The organism is Myxococcales bacterium, from assembly GCA_022563535.1.
Classification (GTDB): domain Bacteria; phylum Myxococcota_A; class UBA9160; order UBA9160; family UBA4427; genus DUBZ01.
The window spans coordinates 19,830-35,456 of sequence record JADFNE010000033.1 but is presented as its reverse complement, the minus strand read 5'-3'; the positions used below and the strand labels follow the sequence as shown (position 1 = coordinate 35,456).

At 59.5% G+C, this 15,627-nt stretch carries 16 protein-coding genes, 1 tRNA gene and 1 pseudogene; 3 read left to right on the top strand and 15 right to left on the bottom strand.

Translation table 11 applies throughout. The features are described 5' to 3' along the window. Positions 1-5 precede the first annotated feature (5 nt). Genes IH881_11815 through IH881_11795 form a run of 5 tightly spaced genes read right to left on the bottom strand, consistent with a single transcriptional unit; the run spans position 6 to position 4,117 of the window. Entirely contained in the window at positions 6-758 is a 753-nt protein-coding gene (locus IH881_11815) for an SDR family oxidoreductase (GenBank protein MCH7868374.1), read from the bottom strand. Then, the gene (locus IH881_11810) at positions 755-1,708 is read right to left on the bottom strand and encodes a phosphoglycerate dehydrogenase (GenBank protein MCH7868373.1); all 954 of its coding nucleotides are present in this window, start codon (positions 1,706-1,708) and stop codon (positions 755-757) included. Before IH881_11810 ends, IH881_11815 begins: the two co-directional genes overlap by 4 nt. After that, positions 1,705-2,364, bottom strand: a complete 660-nt coding sequence (locus IH881_11805; GenBank protein MCH7868372.1) for an acylneuraminate cytidylyltransferase family protein — start codon at positions 2,362-2,364, stop codon at positions 1,705-1,707. Before IH881_11805 ends, IH881_11810 begins: the two co-directional genes overlap by 4 nt. A gap of 37 nt (positions 2,365-2,401) precedes the next feature. Then, positions 2,402-3,343 carry a glycosyltransferase gene (locus tag IH881_11800; protein MCH7868371.1) on the bottom strand — a complete coding sequence of 314 codons (942 nt, stop codon included), beginning with the start codon at positions 3,341-3,343 and terminating at the stop codon, positions 2,402-2,404. Between the two features lie 9 nt (positions 3,344-3,352). Beyond that, positions 3,353-4,117 carry an MBL fold metallo-hydrolase gene (locus IH881_11795; protein MCH7868370.1) on the bottom strand — a complete coding sequence of 255 codons (765 nt, stop codon included), beginning with the start codon at positions 4,115-4,117 and terminating at the stop codon, positions 3,353-3,355. 315 nt (positions 4,118-4,432) lie between these two features. Between IH881_11795 and IH881_11790 the strand changes: the two genes are divergently transcribed. Continuing rightward, positions 4,433-5,824 carry a sugar transferase gene (locus tag IH881_11790; protein MCH7868369.1) on the top strand — a complete coding sequence of 464 codons (1,392 nt, stop codon included), beginning with the start codon at positions 4,433-4,435 and terminating at the stop codon, positions 5,822-5,824. A gap of 35 nt (positions 5,825-5,859) precedes the next feature. Here the strand turns inward: IH881_11790 and IH881_11785 are convergent, their stop codons facing one another. From IH881_11785 to IH881_11755, 7 genes and pseudogenes are all read right to left on the bottom strand, one after another. Beyond that, on the bottom strand, positions 5,860-7,653 hold the full coding sequence (locus tag IH881_11785; protein ID MCH7868368.1) for a hypothetical protein: 1,794 nt from the start codon (positions 7,651-7,653) through the stop codon (positions 5,860-5,862). Positions 7,654-7,672: 19 nt separating this feature from the next. After that, positions 7,673-8,566, bottom strand: a complete 894-nt coding sequence (locus IH881_11780; protein MCH7868367.1) for a prepilin peptidase — start codon at positions 8,564-8,566, stop codon at positions 7,673-7,675. A 92-nt stretch (positions 8,567-8,658) separates the two neighbouring features. Beyond that, positions 8,659-9,435 carry an ABC transporter permease gene (locus IH881_11775; GenBank protein MCH7868366.1) on the bottom strand — a complete coding sequence of 259 codons (777 nt, stop codon included), beginning with the start codon at positions 9,433-9,435 and terminating at the stop codon, positions 8,659-8,661. Further along, positions 9,432-10,355 carry an ABC transporter ATP-binding protein gene (locus IH881_11770; GenBank protein MCH7868365.1) on the bottom strand — a complete coding sequence of 308 codons (924 nt, stop codon included), beginning with the start codon at positions 10,353-10,355 and terminating at the stop codon, positions 9,432-9,434. Before IH881_11770 ends, IH881_11775 begins: the two co-directional genes overlap by 4 nt. A gap of 19 nt (positions 10,356-10,374) precedes the next feature. Further along, positions 10,375-11,319 (bottom strand): hypothetical protein, encoded by a 945-nt coding sequence (locus tag IH881_11765; protein ID MCH7868364.1) that lies wholly within the window; start codon positions 11,317-11,319, stop codon positions 10,375-10,377. A gap of 556 nt (positions 11,320-11,875) precedes the next feature. Further along, a pseudogene (locus IH881_11760) lies at positions 11,876-11,971 on the bottom strand (prepilin-type N-terminal cleavage/methylation domain-containing protein). Between the two features lie 140 nt (positions 11,972-12,111). Continuing rightward, complete coding sequence (locus tag IH881_11755; GenBank protein ID MCH7868363.1) at positions 12,112-12,672, bottom strand: prepilin-type N-terminal cleavage/methylation domain-containing protein; 561 nt, start codon at positions 12,670-12,672, stop codon at positions 12,112-12,114. A gap of 545 nt (positions 12,673-13,217) precedes the next feature. Here IH881_11755 and IH881_11750 point away from each other — a divergent pair. Continuing rightward, positions 13,218-13,293: transfer RNA gene (locus tag IH881_11750), tRNA-Glu, on the top strand. A gap of 93 nt (positions 13,294-13,386) precedes the next feature. After that, entirely contained in the window at positions 13,387-13,947 is a 561-nt protein-coding gene (locus tag IH881_11745; protein ID MCH7868362.1) for a 3'-5' exonuclease, read from the top strand. Between the two features lie 28 nt (positions 13,948-13,975). Here IH881_11745 and IH881_11740 read toward each other — a convergent pair whose 3' ends face one another. The 3 genes from IH881_11740 to IH881_11730 form a co-directional block, all read right to left on the bottom strand. After that, positions 13,976-14,629: a hypothetical protein gene (locus tag IH881_11740; GenBank protein MCH7868361.1), complete on the bottom strand. Its 654-nt coding sequence runs from the start codon at positions 14,627-14,629 to the stop codon at positions 13,976-13,978. Positions 14,630-14,642: 13 nt separating this feature from the next. Beyond that, positions 14,643-15,230, bottom strand: a complete 588-nt coding sequence (locus IH881_11735) for a hypothetical protein (protein ID MCH7868360.1) — start codon at positions 15,228-15,230, stop codon at positions 14,643-14,645. Between the two features lie 101 nt (positions 15,231-15,331). Next, positions 15,332-15,601 carry a hypothetical protein gene (locus IH881_11730; GenBank protein ID MCH7868359.1) on the bottom strand — a complete coding sequence of 90 codons (270 nt, stop codon included), beginning with the start codon at positions 15,599-15,601 and terminating at the stop codon, positions 15,332-15,334. Between the last annotated feature and the right edge of the window lie 26 nt (positions 15,602-15,627).

The window sequence follows — 15,627 nt, the reverse complement described above, 5'->3', positions numbered from 1 at the left end:
CGCAACTACTCCGGATCGTGGAGCCGGGCCCCGATCCCTCCGTTGACATCGAGGACCGCGCCATTCACGAACGATGCATCGTCACTCGCCAGAAACACCGCGACCCGGGCGACTTCGTCGGGCGCAGCGATCCGGCCCTGCGGATGACACTGCGCGAGTTGCGCGAGGGCTTCTTCGCGACCGTTGAAACCTGCGACGAGCATTGGCGTTTCGGTGGCCGCAGGACTGATGCAGTTCACGCGTACCGAACCCTCGAGATCGACCGCCAGGCTCTTCGTGAGTCCGACCAGCGCGGCCTTGCTCGTCGCATAGGCCGCAAAGCCGGGCTTGGTGAGCTGCGCGTGAACACTCGCAATGTTCACCACCGAGCCCCGCGCCCTCTTGAGTTCGGGCAACAGCCCTTGGATCAACGCAAAGGGGGCGACGACGTTGGTGTCGAGACTGCGCTGCCAGTCGCGAACGGTCAGGTCTGCTGCACGCCCGACGACCTGAAGCGCCGCATTGTTCACCAAGACCGTCAATTCCGTCGTCCCGAGTGCTGCTCGTAGACTCTGGACGACGTCGCATTGGATTTGCTCGTCTTGCACGATCGACAAGAGATCGGCACAGACGAAGGCATCGCAGTCCGGACCGTCATTGCCGTCGTGCGCATCGGGCTTCAGGTCCGTTCCGACCACGCGATATCCCGCCCGGCGAAACGCCAGGCAGAGCGCTTGTCCAATTCCGCCGGCGGCCCCGGTGATCAGCGCGGTCTTCATGGGGAGGTGTCCGAGACCGGAATACCGAGGAACCCGCAGAGCAGGTCGAGAGCGCGATAGCTTGCGCGGATCACGGCGTCCTCGGTATTGGAAGCATTGTGCGCACCAAATACGACCCGATCGCCAAAGGCACGCAAATGCGATCGCTCGGGCAACGGCTCCGTCTCAAAGACATCCAGCGCAACGGAGTGAACACGCTCCTGCTCGAGCGCGCTGATCAGGGCCGATTCATTGATCAGCCCACCCCGGGACACATTGACGACACGCAGGCCGGGATTTACCCGTGCGAGTTCTGCCGGACCGAGCATGTGATGGTTCTTCTCGTTCAGCGCACAGGTGAACAACAACGCGTCGGCTTCTTCGAGTCGATCCGGCCAGACTGCGGATTCGATCGCTTCGAGCCCCGGCTGAGGCACAAAGTTTGGATCGTAAGCAATGACTTTCATGCCAATCGCGACCAACCGCCGCGCCAGTGCACGACCGATGTCGCCGAAACCGACCAGCGCGGCACACTTTCCCGACAGCGAAATTCCCCGGCGCTTATCCCATCCCCCATCGCGAACCGATCGATCGATGACGAATAGATCTCGGGCGAGTCCGATCAAGTATCCGAGCGCAACATCGGCGACTTCATCGCCGAACATCTGCGGCGTGTTGGCAATGGGGATTCCGAGTTCCCGGGCAGCCGCCATATCGACGTTGTCGATTCCGACCCCCCACTTGACCGCGGCCTTGAGGTTTCCGCGCACGCCGGCCTGGAAGACCGCCCGAGTCGCGGGATCGTCCCCGATGATCCAACCGTCGTAATCACCAATGCACTTCTCGAGTTCTCGTTCGGGCATGGTCTGGGTGAGGCTGGGGGCATCGAAGTCCAGGCCCCGTTCGCGCATCAGCGGGGCAAACTGCTCGATGAATCCCAGCATCGGCGGGCAGGTGATCAAAATCTTCACGAGGCTTCTCCCGTCATGCCCCGTGCGATCAACTCGGCCAGGTGCCAGCTCGCGGCGTCGTCGATGTCGACCGCCTCGCAGAGCGGCGATTCGAAGAACTTCGGTTCGCTACCGATGCGGGCGTGCGTCTGCGCAAAGCTCTCGCGATCGAAGATGTAGAGGTTCGAATTTTCCTCGTACCAGACTTCGAGATCCTGGGTACGAAGCAACTGCTCGGGGTTGTGATTGACCGCGCTGCCATCACCGCGATAGAAGCGAGTCTGGAACCTGTTGACGGTGAAGAGCGAATCGCAGAGCCCTTCCTTCTTTCCCTCGAAGTAGCTCGCGAGTGCGCTTTGGATGGTGCCGCGACTCAGCAGCGGGTTGGTCGTGTGGGTCATCAGGTAGCTGTCGGCGGGCACGGCCCGGAGGTCGTCTTCGAGAATGAGATTCATGCTGACGAAGTCGCCGCACAGTTCGTCCTTGCGGTCGCGAATCTGCACTCGGTCGCCCGCCTCCAGACCGTGGCTCGCCAGGATCTCTCGGGCGTCGGTATTGATTACGACCAGATCGATTTCTTCGACACCGAGCAACGCGTCGAGCACCCAGCGAAACAGTGGCTTGCCGCAAAACTCTCGGAAATTCTTGCCCGAGAGCCGTTCACTGTGCGCCTTCATCGGAAGTAGCGCGACAACTCGATTTGACGTTCCGGTTTCACTCACGATGGGCTCCGGTATCCGGGCGAGCATCGTCAACATGATCGGAGAGATCGATCCGCTTCGGATAGAAGTATTGATCCTTGATTCGGCGCGAGAGCATCCGCAGCTTGTGATTGCCGCGATAAGACCCGAGATACTGCTGCCAGCGAAAGCAAACGATTTCGTGGAGTTTGCGAATCGCGATTCCCTGCTCCCGGGCCCGAGCCAGGTCGTGCGCCACCGCGCTCACGAAGTAGCGCGCAAAATCCATCCGACTGATGTGCACGTCCGGCAAGATTTCTTGAAGTGCCAGGGCTTCGCGTTCGAACCGCCAGCGAATTTCCTTCCAGCGCTCGTCGTGGTGATGGAAGACCTTGGCCCCGGCCTCATAGCCAATCGCGTGACCCGCTCGAGTAATCCGCTTCGCCAACTCCATGTCTTCGAGACCCGAGCAATGGGTCGCAAATTGAAACTTGTCCCAGACATCGCGTCGCAGCGCGGCGTTTGCGTTGTTGCAGAATATTCCCTGTTGGGGGACGGCACTGGTCTCCGGGTATTGCCGTTCAAACAACCGAGCCTCGCTAAAGCGGGTCGTCGGCCCGGCGTACTGTGCTCCGTAGACGTACTGCACTCGACCGTCCCGGATGGGCTCGCAGAGGCGCGCGAGCCAGTGCGCATCGCAGGGGACGCAGTGGCCGCTTACGAAGACCAGAATTTCGCCCTGGCTCCGAGCACAGCCCTGGTTTAGCGAACGTCCGAAGCTGAAGTCTTCGCGCGAAATGTGTTCGATCTTGCAGCCGTACTCCTCGGCGATCTCGAGGGTTCGATCCTCCGACCCGGAATCGACCAGCACGGTTTCAACCTCGAGACCCGGAGTCTCCTGGGACTCGATTCCTTCGAGCAACGACTGAAGGTGCCGTTCCTCGTCCAGCGTGCGAATGATGATGCTCACCAGCATGAATTTGACCTAGAACTCCGACGGTTCGAAACAGAGTTCAAAAGGGGGCTCCAACTTGTCGTATATCAACTCGATTTCTTCAGGGTAGGTGCAGTTCGGCGCAAACATGTCCCAGTGAACAGGCACCACCATCTCGGCTCCAATTTCTTCGGCCAGGCCAAAAGCTTCACGCACGCTCATGTTCCCGACGATTCCCTTTCGACTGCGGAAGAAATTGAATTCGTTGACCGGCAAGATGGCCACAGCAATGGGCGCGAGCGCGTTCAGCGCTTCGATCACGTGTTCGTGGGGTGACGTGTCCCCCGCGTGATAGATCCTCTTTCCCCCACAATCGATCACGAACCCCAAGTAGCGGAGGCAACCGTCTCCATCGCGTTCCACGGCCGGGTGCGCTGCGGGAACTGGATGCACCTGAACTCCGGGCCCAAGCGATAACCAAGACTCGTCTGCGGGCAGGATTCTCTCCTCGCCAATGCCAAATCCGAGCAGCGTTTTCCGAAGTTCCCGGGGCGCCAGAAACGAACACCCGGGCGAAGCGACGGCGATTGCGGGAAGGGTCTCGGGATCGCAGTGATCGAGATGCTCGTGGGTAATCAGTACATAGTCGGCGTCATCGACTTCGGCAGGCGCCATCGGGATTGGCCGCTGACGCCGATACTCGGGACCGTGGACATTCTCGACCGAGTCAGAGAGGTAGGGATCGACATAAAGAACAATGCCATTGGCGTTCAGCCTGACTCCAGACTGTCCCAGCCAGCTAAGCTCGATTCCCACATCCATCCCCTAGAGTGCAAGTGCAATCGTGGTCTTGTATTTGCTGTGGTACTTCGCGCACGGGTGGATTGGGACAGAGAACGCCGCCCCCGCCGCGGCCCGCGTCTTTGGTCCATCGGCCGCACCGCGATGCAACTCAAGGCCGAGAAGTTGATTCTCACTCCTCTTTCCCCGGGAGCGGCCCCCAGGATCGCCCTGTGGGCACGCCCGTCGCGTCTCAAGCGCAGTCGCGGACCATCCGACAAAGGATCGACACTCAGAACCGTTCTCGCTCACGAATACGGCCGGGCCCGAGGAGGCCTGAACGCCCCCACCATGATGACGAAGATCAATGCGAAAACCCTGCGCCGCATTCATATCGGAACCGACATTCTGCTGGTCTCTGCGGCCTGGGTCGGCGCCTATTGGCTTCGCGTCGCCCTCAGCGGCGTGATCGGCAACCCTCCGAACGCTTTCGATGCCTATCGAGTTGCGCTGCCCGCGATCGTCGTCCCATGGATCGCGACCTGCTGGTGGTTCGACATCTATCGAAGCGCACGCATGAGCACCCTGGTCGATCACATCCAGAACCTGTTCAAAGGGGTGTTCCTCGGCGTGGTCGTGATCAGTGCGGTGAGCTTCTTTTTCTTCAAGCAGTTCGAATTCAGCCGAACCGTCATCCTGCTCCTGGGCGGGCTGAACCTGGTCCTTCAGGGAACCAGCCGCGTCGCCTTTTACAAGATTTCCCGACACCTTCAACGCAATGGCAAGTCCGAAGTTCCAGCGCTGATTATCGGAACCGGAATCAACGCGATTCGACTCCTGCAGAAGCTGCAAGATCATCCCGAGACGGGTTACCGCGTGGTCGGTTTTCTGACCGAAGACCCGGCAGAGCTTCCCAAGGACATCTCCAACCGTCCGGTCCTGGGCCTGGTGGACGATATCCGCAGGGTCGCCGTCGAACAGCAGGTCGAAGAAGTCTTCGTGGCGCTGCCCTCGATGGGACATACGCGAATGCTCGCCATGGTGCTCGACCTGGAAGATCTCGGAATGACGTTCCGGGTGGTGACCAACCTGTTCGAAGTTCTGACCGCGGGTACCCCCGTCGACTTGATCGACGATCTGCCCTTGGTACGCCTGGGACGTCCGGGAGTACACGTGTTCTATGACGTGGCCAAGCGCGGGACCGACCTGGTCTTGGGAAGCATCATGCTCGCGCTCAGCCTCCCGATCCTGGCGCTGTGCGCCATGCGTATTCGACAAGAAAGTCCAGGGCCGGCCATCTTTACCCAGACCCGCATCGGCAAGTCCGGCAAGCCCTTCATCACCTACAAGCTCCGAACCATGCGCACCGACGTTGATTCCTACGCGGCTTCTCCCGAGCGCGGCAATGACCCGCGCCTCACTCGCTTCGGCCAATGGTTGCGCAACACCAGTATCGACGAACTCCCACAACTGGTGAATGTGCTGCGAGGCGAGATGAGCCTGGTCGGCCCTCGCCCCGAAATGCCGTTCCTGGTCGAAAAATACGATGAATGGGAGCGCCGAAGACTCGCGGTGCTGCCGGGGATCACCGGCCTGTGGCAGATCCTAGGCCGCAAGGAACTCCCGATGACAGAGAACCTTCAGTATGACTTCTACTACATCCGCAACCGATCTCTCCTGTTCGATTTCTCGATCATGCTGCGAACCATCGGAGTCGTACTCACCCGAAAGGGCGCCTACTAACCCTCGCCGATTCTGGCGTCTCCGAACAACCCAGTTCAGAAATCCCGATAGAACTGACGAAGTGGCAACTGCGGCGGACCGTCCATCGCCAACACAAGCATGCCAGCAGTATCGCGATCGCTAAAGCGCACCTCGTGCCCTCCCCTCACAAGCGTCACTCGCTCTCCCGTGCGGACGAGTTTGCCGTCGATCGTTACTTCCGCAGGCGGCTTGTTGGGAAGCCATAGGTAGTCTCCGTCGATCACGAGTTCGAGGTGTCCCTGGTCGCGATCTGCCTTCAAGAACTTTCCTGCCACCATCAGCGAACCGTGGTACGGCAAGTAGTTCTCCTGCCAGAACGTTTGAACGATCGGCGGAAATTGAGTCAGCCGAAACGAAGCCACCACGTACTTGACTTGCTTCTGTTCGAACTCGCGGATCAGATTGGGCGCGCACTCCGCGCAGCCGGCCGCGGCGCCAAATTTTCGCTCGATCAACTGCGAGAAATAGGCCGGAAATTGATTCGCATCATCACTGCAGAAGAGCCCCGCCTCTGCGTGAAACCCCGCTTCGTATGGCGCGAAGTTGCTCCGGGCAAAATCGAAGGTCTGTCGCTGAACCTCCTGGGTATCCGAAAGCAACTGCACGCTCTGGACCAGCGCGGGAACGATCAGCACACACCAAAACAAAACGACTGCGCCCCGGCGCAGGGGCTGCCCCCACGAATCGAGAAGCGCTTCGACGGATTCACGAGCAAGCACCAGTGCTACCGCTGGAAACACCCCCAAGGTCATCCAGAAGTACTTGAAGGCTCCGGCGTGAAACAATCCGACCGCCAGTCCAAGCGCCATGACGGCCCAGGCCACGACCAACGAAAAAGGCGGAAGGCGTCTTCGCACTGCAAGCCGCAGCGTCGCGATCGCCATCAATCCGGCTAGGCACAGCTGGGGAACCAGGGTCGGCAACATTTCGACATACTGTGAATATCCGATGGTCGACCGGTAATAGTCGAAGACGTTCAACTGAAACTTCAACTGGTTTCCCGCGCTCTCGGCGGTGAGTGCCGGCAGCGGTACAGAAAGCGCATTCGCATGAGCTTCGGCGCCGGCACCAAAAATCTGTGGCATCAGTGTGTAGAACCCGACGATCACCATTCCCATCGCCGAAAAACACAGAACGCAGCGAAGCCCTTCCCGGGTAAATTGACGCTCGCGCGCTCGCCACACGTCAGCGGCTGCCAACAGCCCGAACAGTGCAATCAAGTAGACTGCTTTCTGACTCGACAGGGTCCCCAAGCCGAACAAGAGTCCCGCAGCCGATGCCCAGCCCGGTACACGACGGGACGCCATCAAGGCAACACCACCCCACATCGCCGCAGCGATCGCGAGCTGATCGGCGCGTATTTGGATCGACCAGACCAGAAAATCCGGCACCAACGCGAGCAGCGCGACACCCAGCAGCGCATCGGTATTGCGTCGCGAGAGGCTCTGCCCCAGCTGTCGGATCAGACATCCGAAGCCGACAAGACTCACCAGGGTGAAGACCATCCAGAGGATCCGCGCCCTCTGCACAACCACAATTTCGTTTTGACAATCGGCAACGAACGGAAGCAGCACCAACACGGCCAGACCCGGTCGCCCTCCCGCGTGCAATTCGCCGGATTGAACCGTCCAGGCGGCGTTGTGAACGATGTTGAATTCGTCCCAGTTCACACTCTCGGTGTAGATGGAAAGCAAGCGAACCACAACGATGGCGATCACCCCGCACAGCAGGACGACGCGCCGTGAATCCATCCATGGGCCGCTACCGGCACTCCCATTGTCTTTCGTTTTGTGCGTGGTGGTAGACATGTCTCGGCGTCCCCCCGGCTCAGCCCATCAGGAAGAGAGGAGAAGGGAGAAACAAAGACAGCAGGGCCGCACCCGCGATCGCGGGACCAAATCCAAACGGGCTGTTCCAACTGCGCGAAACAACCGCCCACCCCACGCCGAGAACGAGACCCAGAACCGAGGCGAGCAAGACGGTCGTCACCACTCCGACCGGGCCGAGAAAGGCCCCGATCATCGCGAGCAACTTGATATCTCCAAAACCCATGCCCGGAAACCACATCCAATAGTCGGGATCACTTGGGCGAGGGTTTTCTTCTCCCTCGCCGGGCCAGTGTTCGAACTTTCTTCCGACCGCTACGCAGACACGGGCGTGGGCAAAGCCGACAATCCACAGCATTCCTCCGCCGATCAATGCACCCACGAGGCTGTATTGTAGAGCCGAAGCGACGGATGCCCCGGAATAGACCATCCACGACGGCATCGCGACCAGGCCCAGGGCGAGGCCACCCAACGAGATCTCATCTGGAATGATTTGATGATCGATATCCACCAGTCCGGCCACGATCAGCCCGGCGGAAAACACCGAGAAGATCAGGGTCCCGAAGGTAAAACCGAAACGAAGCGCGATCAGCGCGAAGACGATTCCCGTGAGCAACTCGACCACGGGATAGCGAAGCGAGATTCGCTGTCCGCAGTGGCGACAGGCCGCGCGCAGCCAGAGATACGAGACGATCGGAATGTTGTCCCACGGTTTGATATTGGTCTGACAAGAAGGACAGTGCGAGGGCGGATAGACAATCGATTCTCCGTGGGGCAACCGGTAGATCACCACATTGAGGAACGAGCCGATCGCGAGACCGAACAAAAGTCCAACAGTCCCGAGCCAGATCGGTTGGTTGACGAGAGCCCAGAACGCTTCGGTTTCACTGACCATGTGGGTCCCCTACTCGGGGTGCACGGTAGCGCGTTGCGGCGTCGGGTCGCCCCCGCGGCGACGCGTGCCCATTCGCACCCTGCGGAATCCGATCATTTGAAGTCGCGGCGCTCAAAGATGAATGTCGCTGCAAACAACAGTGCCGCGATATAGCCCACTGCATAGAGCACCGGCAGCACCACCTCCTCGGTCGCGATGGGGAGCTGGTGAACCGCCTGGACGCTGAGGTTGAAACTCTCGAGGTCGGGCAAAAGTTCGTATATGACTCGCGTCAACTGGCGCATGCTCTCAGATTCGCCCCGCTCACCAATTTGCAACAGGTTGCGAGACAGATGACCCATCATGTAGATCCCAAGGGTAAAGAACGAGGCAAGCATCGGAGTGGTAAAAGCCGAGAACAGTGTTGCGACCGCCACGACCACTGCGAGTTCGACACCCAACAGTGCCAGTGCTGCAATGTGCCCCGAATCGATCGGGGCCCCCGAGGAGAGCGAAACGACGATGAACGCCACTGACATGATCACTAGCTGGAGCCAGATCGTCATCACCAACCCAACGAACTTTCCGACCAAGAACTCGGCACGAGACACCGGCTTGGAGAGAATCGTATAGATCGTGCGGCGGTAGACCTCGCTGTAAATCAAACCGACGCCGACGAAGATCGCAATGCCCGTACTAAACAGACGAATCGAGGCCAAGCCCACATCCTGCAAGATGCGCGACCCTTCGACGTAGGAGATCGATCCGACGATGACCCCGGTGCCGATCATCACGATTGCAAAGAAGAGCAGCGTATAGAGCAGTTTGTTGCGGATCGCCTCGCGCATGGTGTTCAGGCCGATGGTCCAGATCCGACTCGGAGAAATCATCCTGCTTCCCCCCTTACCGCGTCCATGAAGATACTCTCGAGCGAAACGCGCTGGGGGGTCACCGCCATCACCTTTCCCTGATCTTCGAGTACGGCCGCCAGCACGGCTTCGACTTGTTTTTCCTTGACGAGCATTTCGATTCGCTCACCCACGCCACGCAGCGGCGCCTCAAAGTCTTCCTCGAGTTTCGATGCCAACTCGGAACTGACACCCGCAACAACGATCTCGCACATTTGCTCGCCATCGCTCAGGAACTCTTCGGTGCGCCCTTGATACCTGATCCTCCCGTGGACGATGATCGCGACGCGATCGCATACCATCTCGACGTCGGAGAGGATGTGGGTGTTCATGAAGACCGTCTTGCCCTCGCTGCGCAGGCGAATGATGAGATCGCGAATCTCCTTGCGTCCAATGGGGTCGAGCCCGCTCATGGGCTCGTCGAGAAACACCACGCTCGGATCGTGAACCAATGCCTGGGCGATACCGACCCGCTGGGCCATGCCCTTGGAATACGCCCGGACTCGCACCTCCGCTGCGTCCGTCAACCCCACCCAGTCGAGCAACGTGCTTACGCGATCGGCTCGTCGAGCGGCTGGGACGCCCGACAGTCGCGCATAGAATTCGAGCAATTCACGACCCGTCAGGTAGTCGTAGAAGTACGCGTTCTCCGGAAGAAAACCGATCTCGCGTCGAAAAGCCGTCTCGGTGACGTCGTGTCCAAGGATGGAAGCGCTGCCCGAGGTCGCGCGAATCAACCCCATCAAAACCTTGAGGGTCGTGGTCTTGCCAGCCCCATTGGGGCCGACGAAGCCGAAGATTTCTCCGGCCGCTACGTCAAAGGAGATCCCGTGCAGAACCCGCTTCTTGCGGATGCCAAAGCCCGGACGAAAGTCCTTGACGATGTCGCGCACGTGAATGATTCCGCTCTCGGCGCCCATTTTAAAGACTCGCTCCTTTCGCGCTAGCAATCGCCGGATCCTCGTCCCATTGCTCGCCAATGGCGCGAACGTTGATTCGATAACGACGGTTGTAGTAGGTCGATGTGATACGGCCGGTCTTTGGATCCAAGAACCAGCGGTCGCCCTTCTTGAGTCCGGGGGGAAGGTCCTGGGGCTCCGGCGGCGGGAGTTTCGCAAGCACCGGATGCTCACCAGATTGCAGATCCTCGATCGACGTGATGTCCCGGCCGAAGAGCTTCTGGTACGCATCGCGAGCGCGGTCCAGATAGCGGGCCTTGATTTCGACGTCGATCTCGTCGAGCGCACCCCGATAGATCGCGACAGCGTCCTCGGCTTCGGTCGACCGGATCAACTCGCTGAGAAATATGGCCGAGGTCTCGAGATCGGCGTGTTCTGAGCGCAAACGCGCCACCAGCCTCGGCAGGTACTTGGGAGAACCTTCGATCTGGCTGCACTTCTCGAGTGCCGCAGCGGCGGCCTCATTCTCGTGCAAGTAGTAGAACAGGTTGTACCCGAGATGGAAATAATTGCGCCAATCATCCGGGTGGTACTGGATGCCGCGACGCAACAACTCATTCCCCTTGCGCACACTCTCCTTGCTGTCGTCGAGCCAGATCGCGCCGAACCGGTATGGATGACTGACATGGGGATTAAGCGTCGTCACCACGTCGATAATTTTATAAATATACGAAGCGAACTGGCCGGGTAGCTCTCGGGTTGCGCCGACCTTGTAAATGGCCTGGATCCAATAATAGTCCGAGATGACTGTGTCGAAGCCCAGGGAGGCCAGCTTCGCCAGTGCTGGCACGGGGAGGAAGACTTCCTCACGTGAAGCGGCCGGGGTGTTGGGAATTTGCTGGTGGACGCCGTAGGTACCAGCCAGCGCTAGCAGCCACAGGGCCCAACGAATGATCCTGACGCTCACAATCCCCCCCGGAGACTCTTCGAACAAGTGATTCGACCCGACGTTTATTCTCTCATTCTTGAATCGGTCACTTCGATTCGAAAACTTAGAAGTCGTCACCCCCAACGACTTGCACCGGTTCGTCGTACACCGTGTTGCCATTGCGAATCTGGGGAATCCCCTGTCCTGCAAAGTAGAGACTCGAGCAGGCGTCCGTGTGGTCTACGTTGGGGTGTGTGAACATGATCAAGGCCACCGAGCCGTCACCGTCGACATCGCCGTATGCGGTGGACGTGAAACAGGTCGGGCAGCTGCAGCTGCTACCGAATCCGCCGGTGTTGGTGTCGTAATCGTAGTAGACTCTTCCCTCGGGGTGCCATCCGACCCCTGCGAACTCGACGGCGATCGCCGACGAGTCGCGTTGGACAGAGCTCGGATCTTCATTGGTCACGGTCGAGGGAACCATCTCGGCGCCAATAAATAATCCGAATTCGGCGAAGTAGGATTTTTGAGCTCTACCCAATGAACTGAGGTTTGCAAACGCCTCGCTTCTGCGTGCTCGATTCTGATACCGAGAGAAAGAGGGAATCGCAACCGATGCAAGTATGCCGATGATCGCCACGACGATCATGAGTTCGATGAGCGTAAACCCCTCTCTGCGACGCTCTGCGATGGATTTGATGACCACGGGGTGATCTCCCTAAAGATGCAGTCGAGTTGGGGGGCAGCTCGAAAAGGTGTTTCGATTCTTGAAACGGGTTTGGGGAGAGCCGGCCAAAGAGCCGACTCTCCCCGAATTTTCCCGCTCGGTCTTTAGAACTCGCTCTGACCGTAGGCCGGAAGGCAGGGCAAGACCTGGTTGAACACCGATGCGGATCCAACGACAATTCCCGTGGCCGGGCATGCGCCACCAGCCAGGGTTCCGCTCGCGTTGGAGCTCGTGCCACCCGGTGCCGGATGGATATAGCCCCAAGCCTGGTCGGTGCCGTTGCCGTCGATGTCCGCACCAGCGTTCGCCGTGTAGGCCGTGTTGCTGGTCGAAACGACTACTTCGTAGTTGAAGTACACCTGGCCCTCGGGCGCCCAACCAATGACGCCAAAGCCACCAACATCGGTGAAGCTCGTCTTCGAAGTACCACCGTTGGCGGCCGGTGAAACCAAACCGTTTACGTAGTTACCAAACTCCGAGAAGTAAGCCTCTTCTGCGGTGCGAATGGCGGCAACGTTCACCTTGCCTTCTGAAGTCTTAGCCTTCAGCTGGAAGCGAACGAAGTTCGGAATTGCGATGGCAGCCAAAATACCGATGATTGCCACAACGATCATCAACTCGATGAGCGTAAAGCCCTTCTGGCTCTTCCCAAGGAACTTATTCATGTGCAGTCCTTTCTCTCTTTTCTGTTTGCCTTCGGGCTCGATGTGCCGTCGGGACATTCACTTTGTTCGGCTACCGGAGACGGCCCGGTATGCCGTGTTGTCCAAACCTCGTTGCAGCACACGTGCCAAGACAACTCGACTTTGAACTCTTATCGGCAAATCACCCCACCATGCTTGAGCCCCACAGGAGAATCAGATGACGGAGAAATGTTGCGAGTACCGCGAATCCAGTGGGCGGGCACCGCTACAGTGACAATTTTCGTCCCCCCGATCACCGAAGTTCGGCACTCCGGTCAAAGACCGGCGCCGGTTGCGAGCTTTCATGGAGCGCCTCGGGAACAGCACCGGGCTCAAACAGAGCGAAGTGCGGCGCCCTGATTTGCTTGCTTCAACGGAGACGATCTGAAGGCGATTCCCATCTGATCACAAAAATGCACCTGACTCGAAGCGTGCCGCTCGGGGGCCGACCGCAAATCCGCAACAACCGTCCAGAGTTGACATTCACAGGAGCAGGTGGCAATGTTGCGCCCGCCAAATCGGCGCTCGCTCCCATCGTCTAGCGGCCTAGGACGGGGCCCTCTCAAGGCTCAAACACGGGTTCGATTCCCGTTGGGAGCGCCACCGGATCCTCGTAGAACACAGAAACGTCTAGTACCAGCGCCCGCCGGCCACAGCGAACCCGCTATCGCCCCATACGCGCATGGAGAAGCTCTCGTGGCGAATCTCGTATTGGCTTGGATCGACTGTGAGTTCGGTGGACTCGATGTCGAAAAACACGACCTGACCGAAGTGGCCATCATCCTGACCGATTCTCGTCTGGTCGAAATCGAGGCCGCCGAGTGGAAGGTCCGGGCGAGACCCGAGCGTGTTTCCGCCGAAGCTGCCGCAATCTTTGGCTACGACAAGGAAATCTGGGACAAGGCCCCTGGCATCCGGCAGGTTTTGACCGAGTTGGTCGAGATGCTGCCGAAACGAGCGAAAGTCATGCCCGCCGGCCAGAACGTGCGCATGGATGTGATCTTCCTGGAACGCGCATTCCGCAACTGCGAGATGGATTACCCGTTCGACTATCACGTGATCGATCTGGCGACGCTATTCTACAGTTGGTCCCTGGTCTCGGGCGAAGAACCGAGCGCCCTTTCCCTGCGTCAGGCCGCACAGACCGCCGGACTGCTCAATGGTGCCGTTGAGCACCGGGCCATGGCCGATACCCGCCTGACCCTGGAAACGTTTCGCCACTTCATCGGTGCGCTGGCGCCCAAGCCTCCGGCATAGCCCAGTCTCCCGAAATCTGCGCGACGTTTCAGACGCGATCAGCCCGGCCGGTTTCCGATGGATTCGGCTCGATGCGGACCTGCCACTTGCGGATCGCTCCCCAATCGATGCGAGCAAGGATCGGTGCGAGCGTCTTTGAGAGCAGTCCCCCTGGCCTGAAGTAGACCGACGAGCCGAAATCGATCAGGACGGGATGACCTTGTGGGTCCGCGAGCACGTTGCTGCGATGTCTGAGATCGAGATGGACGATGCCCCGGAGATGCATGGCGCGAACTGCCGAGCGGAGTTCGTCGATGAAGGTCTCGGGCAACTTGCCGGCCAGATCCCGGGTCATGCGGACACCCGGTCGGTATTCGATCACCAACGCGAGGGGATCGAGCAGCCCCAGCAGGCTGGGCACCCGCGGAGAGCCCGCGAGGAGGCGGTATGCCCTGGCCTCTCGTCGCGTCAGCCAGCGGCCGTAAACTGCTCGGACGATCCGGCTGCGGGGTTCGTAGTCCTTGACGACTACATGTTGACCGTCGCGAAGCTCGACCAACAGAACATCGGGATTCGCCCAATTGCCCCGGTGCAAGATTTCGCGTGTGCGACCGGCCAGATCTCGACGCTCGAGTCCAGCTGGGGCCGAGATTCCCGACCTCCTCGCGACATCGTACGCCGGCTCTGCAGCGGTATTGGACACGGGCTCCGACATTTCAGGGACCAAACTGTGCCCGCAGGGCAAAGACCAGCAGACCGGCGAGCAGCGCGATCAAGGTCCCAAGTTCGTTGTTGTCGACGTAGCGCTGGGAATTCCAGGATCGACTGAACTCCTCGCCAACAACCTCGTCGACCCGGGGACGCCATGCTCGAAACGCGGGGAGAAGTGCCGGCACCGCGTCGCGGTAGCACGCGTAGCGATCTCCATAGAGGAGTACGAGCCGTTCACTCTCGATTCGCTCTTTGCGCGGGAAGTACAGCATGAAGAACCACGGCAAGAACACAGCCATCAGGACCAACGATGCGGGGCCTCCGGCAATCAGCGCAAACCCCGTGCCGACGAGCAAGGTCCCGGCATACAGTGGATGGCGCAGGTGAGCGTACGGTCCGGTGACGGTGAGGAAATTGTTCTTGACCAGATGGCCCGCCCCCCAACCGCGCAGGGCCGCACCGAGAATCACTAGTCCGCCCCCCACCCCAATACTCAACGGATGAGGTCGAAGAAAGACGACAGCCAGTATGCCCAGGCCGTAGAGCAGGGCAAAGCGGAGCTTTAGATTCTTGAGGCGAATCGGGTTGCGCATGAAAGCCGAAAGCTAGACAGGCTTGTCGATTTCGGCAACGCGACTTGTACCTAGCCCGCATAATAATGCCGGCTAGATGGGGACCGGTTACCGGGCTCACGCTAACTAGACGAAAAAGGCCCGGCGCCGTAGCGATTCTTTACGAGATTCCAGAGATCCTTCCGCAGGCGCTCTTTGAACTCGGGATCGGCGTGGATCGCGAGGTAGTCAGCCGCGAGAAAATCATCGAGCTCTGCTCGAGTCGCCGGGACTTCGGGCCCGCCATCGATCGCGGTTACGCCCCCGACGCTGCTGCGTCGATCCACGCGCTGCTTGGGACCTTTTGCTTCGGCCGATGCCATTTTGCCCTCAATCGCTCTTCGATTAGACACTTCTGACTTCACTCCCGCTACCCCTT

What these genes read in the sequence shown, in the direction of transcription:
- IH881_11775 (MCH7868366.1), bottom strand. Translation starts at nt 9,435, where the DNA reads ATGATTTCTCCGAGTCGGATCTGGACCATCGGCCTGAACACCATGCGC.
- IH881_11755 (MCH7868363.1), bottom strand. Translation starts at nt 12,672, where the DNA reads ATGAATAAGTTCCTTGGGAAGAGCCAGAAGGGCTTTACGCTCATCGAG.
- IH881_11735 (MCH7868360.1), bottom strand. Translation starts at nt 15,230, where the DNA reads ATGCGCAACCCGATTCGCCTCAAGAATCTAAAGCTCCGCTTTGCCCTG.
- IH881_11815 (MCH7868374.1), bottom strand. Translation starts at nt 758, where the DNA reads ATGAAGACCGCGCTGATCACCGGGGCCGCCGGCGGAATTGGACAAGCG.
- IH881_11800 (MCH7868371.1), bottom strand. Translation starts at nt 3,343, where the DNA reads ATGCTGGTGAGCATCATCATTCGCACGCTGGACGAGGAACGGCACCTT.
- IH881_11790 (MCH7868369.1), top strand. Translation starts at nt 4,433, where the DNA reads ATGATGACGAAGATCAATGCGAAAACCCTGCGCCGCATTCATATCGGA.
- IH881_11785 (MCH7868368.1), bottom strand. Translation starts at nt 7,653, where the DNA reads ATGTCTACCACCACGCACAAAACGAAAGACAATGGGAGTGCCGGTAGC.
- IH881_11805 (MCH7868372.1), bottom strand. Translation starts at nt 2,364, where the DNA reads ATGAAGGCGCACAGTGAACGGCTCTCGGGCAAGAATTTCCGAGAGTTT.
- IH881_11780 (MCH7868367.1), bottom strand. Translation starts at nt 8,566, where the DNA reads ATGGTCAGTGAAACCGAAGCGTTCTGGGCTCTCGTCAACCAACCGATC.